Source organism: Bifidobacterium bohemicum DSM 22767, from assembly GCF_000741525.1.
GTDB lineage: Bacteria > Actinomycetota > Actinomycetes > Actinomycetales > Bifidobacteriaceae > Bifidobacterium > Bifidobacterium bohemicum.
Window position 1 is genome coordinate 303,983 of record NZ_JGYP01000001.1, and the last position, 12,452, is coordinate 316,434.

Consider the following 12,452-nt stretch of genomic DNA (forward strand, 5'->3'; position numbering starts at 1 on the left):
GAAAACGGAGGCATCATCATACGCCAAAGGCCCCGCGAGCGGAAACTCGTGAGGCCTTTGAACGGTATGTCCCATTGGGATTTGTAAAAATCAGCGCGCGTAGAACTCGACGACGTACTGGATGTTGACCTCGACCGGAATCTCCTTGGCCTCGGGCTTGCGGGTCAGCGTCGCCTTGAGCGAGGCGAGGTTGACGTCAAGATACCCCGGAACCGCGGGCAGCACATCACGGTGCACGCCCTCGGCGGCGATCTGGAAGGGAACGGTGGTCTGGCTCTTGGGCTTGACCTGAATGGTCTGGCCGGGCTTGACACGGTAGGAGGGGCGATCGACGATGTTGCCGTCGACCAGGATGTGGCGGTGCACCACGAACTGACGGGCCTGCGCGGTGGTGCGGGCGATGCCTGCACGGAGCACGAGGTTGTCAAGACGGGTCTCGAGATCTTCGAGCATGGCGTCACCGGTCTGCCCCTTGGTGTGGGTGCCCTTTTCGTAGGCGGCACGGAGCTGCTTCTCCGAGATGCCGTACTGGGCGCGCAGACGCTGCTTCTCGCGCAGACGGACGGCGTAATCGGACTCGGTGCGACGACGCGTGCGGCCGTGCTCGCCAGGAGCATACGGACGCTTCTCGAAGATGCGCTGAGCCTTGGGGGTCAAAGCGATGCCGAGGGCGCGAGAAAGACGCACCTGACGGCGAGAACGCTGAACGTTAGTCATGTTATTCCTTTATTTCTGTCGTTATCTGAACGGAACACAATCCCTCACGGAACCGTGTTGAGCCGGCCTCTCCAATGCTTCACAGTGCTATGCACTAACGGTTTGCCGCTTTCGCGATTTCACCGCCGACCCATTGACGGGCTAAGGCTCCAGATAATGCCTGCCAAGTGGCGGGCACAAATGTTCATTCTACTCATAGGGTACGGACGTGTGCCCCTTCCGACGTGCCTCGTAAGAACTGAGCGCGAAAAATATAGTGGTGCCTCATAAGAAGTGAGCGCGAAACCGGCGGTTTGGTGGTTGGCTTGTCGTATGGACGACAGGATCAGTATGGCCGCGAAACGGCAGATAACGAAACGGTTCAGGACGGAGTACGCGAAGGCGTCGAAGAAGGGCAAGGGCGAGATACTCGACCGGATGTGCTCGGCCCTGGGCATCGGGAGGAGCACGGCCAGGCGCCTGCTCAACGAACCCGCTTCGCCCCGGCCGGATGGCGACGGCCGGGGCAGAACGGCACGCTATTCGCCCGGCTCGTTCAGGTTGCTGGAACAGGTGTGGCTGCTGGCGGACATGCCCTGCAGCAAGTACCTGAAGGCCATGCTGCCCCAGTGGCTGCCCGCGCTGGAGGCGGCCGGCGAGCTGGACGGGTTCACGGACGGCGAGGCCGACGAGCTCATGGCGATGGGCGCGGCCACCATCGACCGCCACCTCAAGGCCACGCGCGACGCCGCCAGGCTCAGGGGGATCAGCTCCACCAGGGCGGCGTCGGAGCCGCTGCGCAACAGCATCACGATCAGGAAGGCCGGCGACGAGCTCGACGGCCTGCCCGGCGCGGTCGAGGCCGACACCGTCGCCCACTGCGGGCCCACCCTCATGGGCGAGTTCTGCCGCACCCTGACCATAGTGGATTTCGCCACGGGCTGGACGGAGAACGCCAGCGCGCGCAACAACTCGTTCACGATGCTCTCCGGCGCGCTGGAGGCGATCGAGGCGCGCATCCCGTTCCGGATCCGCTCGTTCGACAGCGACAACGGCAGCGAGTTCATCAACCACGACATGATCGCCTGGCTCCAGCAAAGGGACATCGAGCAGACCAGAAGCCGCCCCTACCGGAAGAACGACGGGGCCACCGTCGAGTCGCGCAACAACCACGTCGTGCGCCGGCACGCGTTCTACTACCGCTACGAGCTGCCCGAGCTCGACCCCCTCAACGAGCTCTGGGAGCTGGTCGAGATCAAGGCCAACCTGTTCACACCCTCCAGGAAGCCGCACGGATGGAGGACGGGACGCGGCGACCGCCCACACGCCTCTACGACGAGCCGCGCACCCCGTGGCAGCGCCTCCTGGAGCTCGACGGGGCCGACCGCGCCGAGGGCGGCGGCGGGTGGATCCCCGACGAACGGCGGGAACGCTTCGAGAAAGCGCTGAAAGACACCGACCCCGCCGGGCTGGTGCGCCGCATCCACGAACTGCAGGACCGGATCGAGGAGACCGCCCGGCCGCGCACCGAGGCGCTCCTGCGCCGCCGGACACCCGGCATGGCATACTTGGACAAGGCCCCCGACCACATGGAAGACCAGGCCCGTGAACACGGAACAGAGGAACGCCAGGCCGAAACCGGCTGACGTTTTCGCGCTCACTTCCAGTGAGGCACCACTCCCCGTTTCGCGCTCACTTTCTTATGAGGCACGTCGCGTCAAGCAACACAGAACACACGGGAACAATGAATCGAACCAAGATCGACTACTTGATGATCTTGTAGACCATCGGATACGGCTCGACTTTTTCGCCAATCTCAATGCAGCCATAAAGCAGCTCCTTGATGTCCTCGACATCCTCACGGTCGCTGCAGATGGTCAGCAGCGATTCACCTTCGCGGACCTGATCGCCCACCTTCTTGTTGAGCTCGATGCCGACACCATAATCAAGCCTGTCGTCGGCCTTTTCGCGCCCACCACCAAGCTTCATGCTCGCGACGCCGACCTCATCGGCCAGCATCTGGGAGACGTAGCCGCTTCTTTTTGCCGGTAATTCGATACGGTACTTGGCGTGTGGCATGAGGCCGTAGTCGTCCACCACCCGTCCGTCGCCGCCCTGGGCAACGACCATCGCACGGAACCGGTCGAGCGCCGAACCGTCTTCGATGGTGCGTTCCAGCATGGCACGCGCCTCGTCCTCGTTGCCGGCCTTTTCGCCGAGCACGACCATGTAGCTGCCCAAGGTCAGCACCAGCTCAAGCAGGTCCTGAGGCCCCCTGCCCTTCAACGTGTCGAGGGTCTCTTCGATTTCGAGAGTGTTGCCGACCTTGCGCCCCAAAGGCTGGTTCATGTCGGAAATAACCGCCATGCACTGCATGCCGACCCTCTTGCCGATCTCAACCAAGGCCTCGGCAAGGGCCTGGGACTCCGGCAGCGTCTTCATGAACGCGCCCGCACCGGTCTTAACATCGATAACCAATGCATCGGTTCCCGAAGCAATCTTCTTGCTCATAATGGAGCTGGCAATCAACGGAATCGAATCAACCGTATCGGTCACGTCACGCAACGCATATATCTTCTTGTCAGCAGGGGCGATGTTTCCAGTCGCTCCAATGATCGCAAGCTTTTCTCGCCTGACTTGATCGATAAAATCCTGTTGACTGATTTCGACCCTGTAGCCGGGAATGGCCTCAAGCTTGTCGAGTGTGCCACCGGTATGACCCAACCCGCGTCCGGAAATCATCGGAACGGGAATACCCGTCGCCGCGACCATGGCGGCCAGCGGCAGACTCACCTTGTCGCCAACCCCGCCAGTGGAATGCTTGTCGACTTTGATGCCCGGCACGCCGGAAAGATCAATCCTATCGCCCGATTTCATCATTTCCAATGTCAGTTGGGAACGTTCATGGTCATTCATGTCCTTGAAATAAATCGACATAAGCAAAGCGCTGGTCTGATAATCCGGAATTTCTCCGCTGACAACACCGTCGACGAAGAATTTGATCTCGTCATCGCTCAGCTCCCCGCCGTTTCTTTTCTTGTCGATTACATCAACCATTCGCATGGTTACCACACCTCAATCTTCATAAGTCAATAGTTCCTGGGCTATCGTTTGATCGATAATGAATTCATTGGCATACCCTGCCCGCATTACCGCCTGGATGACCGGAGCCTTGAGAAGCCCGGAAGCGACCACAATCGAGTGCTCCTTCTTTTTGAGATCCCCTGGTCCGATGCCTACGGTCCGATCGTCAAGTTCCTTATTGACGATTTTGCCGTCATTGTCGATGAAACGTGAGACGACATCACCTACCGCCGTCTGTTTCAGCGAAGCTTTTTGCTTCGCGTTGAAGTATCCAAGCTGAAACAGCAACGCATCGCTGCGCACGGTCCCGACGCTGTACAACGCTATATTCGCCTTTTTGCCAAGCTCAAGAGTCTGCCTGATGAAACGGTCATGCTCCACGATTTCCTTCGTCACCTTGCTGTCGAAGAACGGAGGCAAAGGAAGAAAATGCGGAGTGGCCCCCAACGCCGAAGCCAATTCGGTGACACTTTCATCTGCATACGTTTCCTGATACCTGATATTGACACCGCCTTTGAGCTGCACAACGGTGGTGTCATCCACCGGATGCCTATTGAGATGCGTGGTTACCGCATGAATCGTTCTGCCCCAGCCCAGACCGATGACATCCCCGCGCCGAACCATTTGCATGAGATACTGCGCGGTGAAGGCCCCCAGGCTGTCCATGGTGGAAATCTCACCGTCGTAGTTGTTGGGCACAACGTGGATATCACGATGGTATTTCTCGACCAATTGCTCGTTAAGATCGCCCGCGTCAAGCAACGGGTCGTCGATCTTGATTTTCAGAACGCCGGTTTCCCGGGCCATTTTCAGCAACCGGGAAACCGTCGGCCTCGACACCTTGAGGCTGTGCGCGATTTCGGTCTGTCCAAGCCCGTCTTCGTAATACAGCCTTGCGGCGGCAATGCTTTGTTTCAGTTTTTTCTCTTCATATCTAACGCTCATATTCAGTTGGCGGCCGCCTCCAAGGACACGGTGATCATGTCGTTGAACGAGGTCTCCCGTTCCGCAGCGGTCGTGCTCTCTCCCGTTGTAATCATATCGCTTACGGTCAGCACAGCCAAAGCTTTGACATGGTATTTAGCGGCCAACAGATACAAGGCGGCGGCCTCCATCTCCGCACCGAGAATACCGTAGTCGATCAGTTTCTGCGTGTCCATCTCATCATCGTAGAAACGGTCCTCGGAAATGATGTTGCCGACCTGAACGGGAATATCGTTATCAAGCGCAGCATGGTAGGCCTTCTCCAACAAACCGAAATCAGCGGTCGGGGCATAGTAGACACCACCGCCAAAGGTGTTGTGGATGATCGAGGAGTCAGTGCTGGCGCTTTGAGCGATCAGCACATCACGGAGCTTGACGTCTTTGCCCATTCCACCGCAAGTGCCCACACGAATCAGATTTTGGACACCGAAGTCCTTAATCAGCTCCGTACCGTAAATGGAAATGGAGGGTATGCCCATTCCGGTGCCCTGCACGGAAACGGGATGACCCTTGTATGTCCCGGTATAGCCGAACGCATTGCGCACGGTGTTATAGAGCTTTGGGTCTTCCAAAAAGTTTTCCGCAATGTATTTCGCGCGCAACGGGTCCCCCGGAAGCAATACGGTCTGGGCGACATCTCCGCGCCGCGCATCGATATGAGTGCTCATTTTTACAAATCTCCTTTAATTTGTACCTGTCTAATTTCTACCTGCCGCCAAACAAAACGGCCTGTAATCGTCAACCAGATATCGATTCCGACGTATCCCCGTCCCCGGAAACCGTCATTTGACACACCGAAATCGATAATCAACCAATGGCTTCTAGTTCAGTTCCGAAAGGAAGCTGGTACCTGGCATATCGGCTTGCACACCGAAATTGTCAAGAACCGTGGCCCCGAAATCACAGAACGACGTGCGCGTCCCGAGGCTTTGGGGCTGCTTCATGCCGGGCGAATAGGCAAGCAACGGAACATATTCCCTGGTATGATCGGTTCCTTTGAAGCACGGATCATTGCCGTGGTCCGCCGTAATCATCAGCAAATCATCATCGCGCATATTGTCGATCACCGTGCCTAAACGACGGTCGAGATCCATCAACGCGTTGCCGTCACCTTCCGGATTGCGGCGATGACCGTACATGGCATCAAAATCCACCAGGTTGGTGAAGCAGAAACCGGTGAAGTCCTGCGTCATGACGTGATCCAGATGATCCATGCCGTCCATGTTGCTTTCATTATGGTAGCCTTCGTCAATGCCCTGTCCGGAGAAGATGTCATTGACTTTGCCTATGCCAATGGTTTTGACGCCGGCCTGTTGCAACTGATCAAGATCCGTCAAGCCCAGTGGCTTGAGCGTGAAGTCGTGACGGTTGGCGGTGCGGGTAAAATGCCCTTTGCCGCTACCGACATATGGACGTGCGATGATGCGGCCGACGGTGTATTTCGGGCCGTTGACCAGACTGCGGGCATATTCTGAAATCCGATACAGCTCCTCCACTGGGATGACTTCCTCATGCGCCGCGATCTGTATCACCGAATCGCCGGAAGTATAGACGATCAAGTCGCCCGTCTTCATCTGATGCTCGCCCAGCTCCTCGATGATCTGCGTTCCGGATTCAGCGCGATTGCCTACGATCTTGCGCCCGGAAAATTCGGAAATCGGGTCAAGAATGTCATCGGGAAAACCGTTCGGGAAGAAACTCAGCTCTTGGACAACGGGAAGCCCCATCATCTCCCAGTGCCCGGACATGCTGTCTTTGCTTACCGAGACCTCTTGCATCTTTCCGAAACATCCGATGGGGTGCTTAGCCGCAGGTACGCCTTCAATGGGCGTGCCCCTAAGATTCGAGATGCCAAGTCTGGCAAAATTCGGCAGTTGGAGTTTACCGTCGAAATATTTGCCGATGGATCCAAGCGTGTCCGATCCTTCATCGCCGAAATCGCCGGCATCCGGAGCGGCACCGGTGCCGATAGAATCCATCACCAACCCGAAGATACGATTGTATTTCATAATCAGTTCCCCTCCGCTCCCTCAAGGATTTCGATGGTGGCGCTGACGCCCAGGCGGTCGGCGCCCGCATCAATCATCTCCATCGCCTCGTCATAACTATGGATGCCACCGGATGCCTTGACGCCCAAACGATCGCCGACCGTTTGACGCATCAGTGCCACGTCATCGGCCTTGGCCCCAGCCGAGCTGAAACCTGTCGAGGTCTTGACGAAATCGGCGCCCGCCTTCTCCGAAAGTTCGCATGCGCGAACTTTCTGGTCATGATCCAGGAAAGAAGTCTCGATGATGACCTTCAGCAGTTTGTCGGAGGCATGCACGGTATCCGCAACGGCCTTGATGTCGGCTTCGACGTTACCGTCCTCACCGGCAAGCAGTTCCCCTATATTGATGACCATATCTATTTCCTCGGCGCCATCTTTAATCGCCTGCCGCGCCTCAAACGCTTTGGAGGCGGTGCTCGTCGCCCCCAGAGGAAAACCGACCACGCAGCACGTCTTGATATCGGTTCCTGCCAGCTGACCGCTAACCAGCGCCGCCCAATAAGCGTTGACGCAGACGGAAGCCGTATTATATTGTTTGGCCTCGTTGCAGATCCGAATGATGTCGTCTTTCGTCGCATCGGCCTTAAGATAGGTGTGATCGATATATTTGCTTAATGTTGATTTATTCATTATTTTTACCTTTATCCTTTGCATGAAGCATGACCGCCGTCAGCACGAAGAACGCCTTCACTGAACCAATCAGCCGTCTTGCTTCGAAAAATCAATTTTCTACAGCGATCTTGCCATTGGCATTGCCGGCCTTATGCCAGACACTGAAGAACTGTCCGTAAATCGCGGTCGCCGTATACATAAGCGTGCTGATGAGCATCGGCAAAGCAGCGGGGCTGTAGCCGTCCTTGAGCGCATAGAACCAAAGGAGCACGTTCACCACATCTTCAGCGAGCCAGAGTGTATACGTGTTGGACACGTGCATCACGCAGAGAATGGAGGCCGTTGCACCGAAGGCGAGCACCAAGGCATCAACTGCCGGCTGCGAATCCTTGAGCAGGCGTGCCACTTGGAAGAGGATGCCCCACTCGACGACGATGGACAGAATCGTGACCATCCAGCCCTTGAGGTGCAGTTTGCGGACCTTGGCGCCGAAATCCTGGCCCCAGGTCCTCCACTTCATCATCAACGGGATATCAATGGCACAGGCGAAGATGATCTGATCCACGACGCTCCACCAGTGATGCGCGAACAGATTGACCGTGACAAAGCCGAACACGCTGATCAAACCCAGCAGACCATTGATAGGCGCACCAACCATCATGTATACGGTGCAGCCCAAGCCGACGACGGTTGCCAGATAGGTGACAAAAGCCTGCCACGTGATGGGATTGGTAACCAGCAGTGCCGTCTGGAAACCAATGCCAAAGAACCAAATCATGGCAGCAACCAAATTTATCTTCTTGAATTCGACACCCAGCCATTGAACATAATTGCCCTCGAATCTCTCTTGCGTAGGCATAGGCAAATCCTTCCCCATTAAAAGTTTGCTCCACTGTGATTCGGTCTCCCTGACCGAACAAGTTTAAGACTATCACATTTTTTACAAATGTAAAATTATTTTATTGAACTTTTGTTCAATGCGCTTACAGGTCCAGAAGAACCGCCACTTATCGATTCGCATACCACCCATTTATCAAAGAAGCATCATAAAAGGTTCACACTGCTTGAAACAATGCGAGCCACTATCGGAAACACTCAACGGAAGCATTCACATTCCGGCGCGATACCACATCACGGCCACCTTCACACGCTCGCTCACGCCCAGCTTCCCCATGACGCGTGCGACCGCCTTCTTCGCGGAGTCAGGCTGAATGGTCAGCCGCTCGGCAATCTCCGCGTTGCTCAGCCCCTCTGCCACAAGCGAAGCAACCTGAAGCTCGCGATCACCAAGCGTCGCGAAACGTTCGCGTAATGCCCTCGCCTCACTATCGCCCGCCACCTTCGGAATGCCTCGGCGGATCACCTCACCGGTGACACGCGGCGTCAATATCGCATCGCCTTCATTGACGGCATGGATCGCGTTGCATAAATCCCGAGTCCGCACATCCTTGAGCAGAAAGCCCGAGGCACCTGCACCAAGGCCGCCGTCGGGAAAACCGAATCGTCATGTGACGAGAAACGCTCCAAGCTGAGGCAGAGCGAAACACAGATATGGGACAAAACCGGTCACGAACAACTTGAGTATAAATCGACGAACGGCCGAACACCCCAGGCTACCCCACTTCACATCCATGCGCCCGGACGTCTCCAAACCGATAATCTTTGCGGAAAGGAGCGCGGAAGCAATCGGCAGGAACAGCGCGACGAGCGAATATGCATCGTTCGATGCCAGACCAACCATGCATAGTTCAGACGGACCCTAGGCACGGTTCGTCACGATTGCCGCCATCCACCAGGCATCAAGGCAGCGACGCCCCCACGTGACATGAGATGCCGAATCCTTCAATGCGTTTGGGGATACGGGTCGAGTCCGAAAATCAGAAGACACATCCAGGCGACGGCGGCCGAAGGCGGCGAATCAACGTCGACCTTCAAATAGGCAGTCCCGCAAACGATGGTGACCACGCTCAAGCCGTAACGGCAAGAATCATCGGCAGAAGGCGTATCCCTCAAGCGACGACGAGCAAAATGCATCCGGATACGCCAAACGACAACAGGCACCCGAAAGGTTCTGGGTCCGTTGGCCGAACATCCCTGTTGAGCCAACGGACCATGAAGCATTCATCGGTCCCTACGGCATCGCGAGCGCAACCCTTCGACGGATACCGTTACAGTTTTTCAATCGGTGCGACGCGAAGCATAAGCCGCTTGACGCCGTCGGTGCCGAAATCGACCGTAATGATCGAGTTGCGACCCTTGTCCTGTGCGTCGATGATGGTGCCTAGCCCGTACTGGTCGTGGGTCACCCTGTCGCCGATGTGGAAGTCGGCGATGTCGAGCTTGTTGTCACGTGAGATCGAACCGGATTCGACTCCTCGTGATGGCAACGCGGATTTGGGTGTGGTGCGACGCGTGCTCACCTTGCCGCCGCGTGAGCGCGAACCGGAGCCATAGCTCGAACCGGAACCGTAGGGAGAGGACGAACCATAGCCGGAACGCGAACCATAGGAGGATCCGCCGGACGAACGCGAGCCGTAACCCGAACGCGACGACGAACCGCGTGAACCGGAACGCGAACCGTACGACGAACCAGAGCCATAGGAGGAACGGCTCGAACCTCGTGAGCCATACGACGCCGACGAATCGGATCCGCCGAAGGTGACCCCACCCGAAAAATCGTCGTCATCGCCCCAGCCGCCGAATTCGTCATCGAAATCGTCACCGGAGGCGGAAGCGCCACCACCCCAGCCGGAGCGCATGCGTTCGACACCGGCCTCACGTCGCTTCCAATCGATCAGCCCGTCAGGGATCTCGTCAAGAAACTGGCTTGGCATCATGTCGTTGGCCTGTCCCCACTGGGCGCGAACGGCCGCCCGCGTCACATACAACCGACGCTTGGCCCGTGTGATGCCGACATACGCCAATCGTCGCTCCTCCGAAAGCTCCGTCTCGTCTTCAAGCGAGCGCGAATGCGGGAACGTGCCCTGCTCCATGCCCGTGAGGAACACCACCGGGTATTCAAGGCCCTTGGCCGTGTGAAGAGTCATCAGTGTGACCTTGCCGGTGTCCTCGTTCTCGCCGGGCAACTGGTCGGAGTCGGCCACCAAGGCCGTGGTCTCAAGGAAGCCTGCGAGCGTGGCATCAGGGGTTTTCTGCTCGAATTCGGCCGCCACGGATTGCAGCTGGGAAAGGTTCTCGACACGGGAGGCGTCCTGCGGATCGGTGGAGCGCTGCAACTCCTCAAGAAGGCCGGACTTGTTCAGCACCTCGGCCACGATCTGTGAGGGCTTGGAGTCGTTCTCGGCCGCGAAAGCGGTCAGCGAGCGCATCAGATCGCGGAATTCACCAAGCTTCGTGCGGGTGCGGGTAGGCAGATCGGGTATATCATCCACATGATTGACACCCTCCCAGAAGGGCACCTCGTGCTCGTCGGCGTATTGCGCCACGAACGCTTCGGCTCGCGCCCCCAAGCCACGTTTGGGCACGTTCATGATGCGGCGCATATTCACCGAATCGGCCGGGTTTGTGATGGCTTGCAAATAGGCGATGGCGTCCTTGACTTCGCGCCGTTCGTAGAACTTCGTGCCGCCTACCAGCTGATACGGTATTCCCGCGTTGATCAGCGCCTCCTCCAGCGCTCGCGATTGCGCGTTGGCCCGGTACATGATCGCCATGTCGGAGTATGGCACCGACTCTTCGGTTCGTAGGTTCGCGATTTCGTTGGCTATCCAACCGGCCTCCTGCTGGGCGTTGTCCGCCGCGTAACCGACGATCGGCTCGCCTTTGCCCAACGCGGTCCACAGCTTCTTGGGCTTGCGGCCGGAATTGTGCCCGATGACGGCGTTGGCCGCGTCGAGGATGGTCTGGGTGGAGCGGTAATTCTGCTCGAGCATGATCACGCGTGCACCCGGGAAGTCCTTCTCGAAGTCCTCGATGTTGCTGATATCCGCCCCACGGAAGGCGTAAATCGACTGATCGGAATCCCCTACGACGGTGACAGAAGCCGGCTGTTCACTACGCACGCCCTGCTCCTCGGGGCGGGTTTGATTGGTCCGGACCGAATCGGCGCCGAGCCCGGCCAATTCCCGCACCAACACGTACTGCGCGTGGTTCGTGTCCTGATACTCGTCGACGAGGATGTAACGGAACTTGTGATGATAATATTGCGCCACCTGCGGGCGGTCGCGCAACAACTCGACGGTCCGCACGATCAGGTCGTCGAAATCGACGGCGTTCGCCGCGGCCAGACGGTATTCATACTCGGCGTAGACCACCGCGTACAGCTCTTCGACATTGTCGTAGCGGCCGAGCTGGTAGCCACGCTGACCCGGCTTGTAGTCGGCGGCGTACGTCTTGAGCTGTTCACGCCAGCCGATGAGCCTGTTCTTGTAGTCCGAGATTTTCGCAAGGATGGCTTTGGGCGTGTACCGCTTGTTGTCGATGTTGAGATCCGTTGCGATAAGTTTGATCAGGCGCAGCGAGTCGGCCGTATCGTAAATGGAGAAACCTGATTTGAGGCCGATTTCCTTCCCGTCGCGACGCAGGATGCGTACGCAGGCGGAATGGAAGGTGGAGATCCACATGCGATCGGCCACCGGTCCGATCAAAGCCCCGAGACGTTCACGCATCTCCGCCGCGGCCTTGTTGGTGAACGTAATGGCCAGAATCTGGCTGGGCCACGCGCCGAACTGTGAAAGAATCCATGCCACACGTCGAGTGAGGACGCGCGTCTTGCCCGAACCGGCGCCAGCCCCGATCAGCAGGGCCGGTCCTTGGTACTGCACCGCCTCGGCCTGTTGTGGGTTCAAATCGCCCACCAGTTCCTGAGCGCCTCTGGCAATGACTTCTGGATCCTGCTGCACGCCCGTTCCTCCTCAATGTGTTGCACCGACGATGTTCGTCGCTGTATGAAGTCCATCCACGTATCGCACGACCGCACCTGACTACCCCAATCCGGCACCGGCCCCTGACGAAAACGCAGATTTCATTTCTAGCACATCAACAGGTCAATCAGCGGTCCTGTCAG

General features: G+C 57.7%; 10 protein-coding genes. 1 reads left to right on the plus strand and 9 read right to left on the minus strand.

What is annotated here, in order from left to right; all coding sequences use genetic code 11:
* Positions 1-90: 90 nt before the first annotated feature.
* Positions 91-717, minus strand: a complete 627-nt coding sequence (rpsD, locus tag BBOH_RS01285) for a 30S ribosomal protein S4 (protein ID WP_033520313.1) — start codon at positions 715-717, stop codon at positions 91-93.
* A gap of 312 nt (positions 718-1,029) precedes the next feature.
* Here rpsD and BBOH_RS01290 point away from each other — a divergent pair, with 312 nt between their 5' ends.
* Positions 1,030-2,145, plus strand: coding sequence for an integrase catalytic domain-containing protein (locus BBOH_RS01290; protein WP_081930246.1), 1,116 nt, complete (start codon positions 1,030-1,032; stop codon positions 2,143-2,145).
* A 315-nt stretch (positions 2,146-2,460) separates the two neighbouring features.
* On the opposite strand, the gene BBOH_RS01295 is transcribed toward BBOH_RS01290, so the two are convergent.
* From BBOH_RS01295 to BBOH_RS01340, 8 genes are all read right to left on the minus strand, one after another.
* On the minus strand, positions 2,461-3,759 hold the full coding sequence (locus BBOH_RS01295; RefSeq protein ID WP_033520315.1) for a pyrimidine-nucleoside phosphorylase: 1,299 nt from the start codon (positions 3,757-3,759) through the stop codon (positions 2,461-2,463).
* A gap of 12 nt (positions 3,760-3,771) precedes the next feature.
* Positions 3,772-4,725, minus strand: a complete 954-nt coding sequence (locus BBOH_RS01300) for a sugar-binding transcriptional regulator (protein ID WP_033520317.1) — start codon at positions 4,723-4,725, stop codon at positions 3,772-3,774.
* 2 nt (positions 4,726-4,727) lie between these two features.
* Positions 4,728-5,432 (minus strand): purine-nucleoside phosphorylase, encoded by a 705-nt coding sequence (gene deoD, locus BBOH_RS01305; RefSeq protein ID WP_033520319.1) that lies wholly within the window; start codon positions 5,430-5,432, stop codon positions 4,728-4,730.
* Between the two features lie 153 nt (positions 5,433-5,585).
* Positions 5,586-6,773, minus strand: coding sequence for a phosphopentomutase (locus BBOH_RS01310; protein WP_033520321.1), 1,188 nt, complete (start codon positions 6,771-6,773; stop codon positions 5,586-5,588).
* Positions 6,774-6,775: 2 nt separating this feature from the next.
* Positions 6,776-7,444 (minus strand): deoxyribose-phosphate aldolase, encoded by a 669-nt coding sequence (deoC, locus tag BBOH_RS01315; protein WP_033520323.1) that lies wholly within the window; start codon positions 7,442-7,444, stop codon positions 6,776-6,778.
* 91 nt (positions 7,445-7,535) lie between these two features.
* Positions 7,536-8,285, minus strand: a complete 750-nt coding sequence (gene pnuC, locus BBOH_RS01320) for a nicotinamide riboside transporter PnuC (RefSeq protein WP_033520325.1) — start codon at positions 8,283-8,285, stop codon at positions 7,536-7,538.
* Positions 8,286-8,534: 249 nt separating this feature from the next.
* Positions 8,535-8,870: a response regulator transcription factor gene (locus BBOH_RS01325; RefSeq protein WP_052118103.1), complete on the minus strand. Its 336-nt coding sequence runs from the start codon at positions 8,868-8,870 to the stop codon at positions 8,535-8,537.
* Between the two features lie 724 nt (positions 8,871-9,594).
* The gene (locus BBOH_RS01340) at positions 9,595-12,288 is read right to left on the minus strand and encodes an ATP-dependent helicase (RefSeq protein WP_033520329.1); all 2,694 of its coding nucleotides are present in this window, start codon (positions 12,286-12,288) and stop codon (positions 9,595-9,597) included.
* Positions 12,289-12,452: the final 164 nt, after the last annotated feature.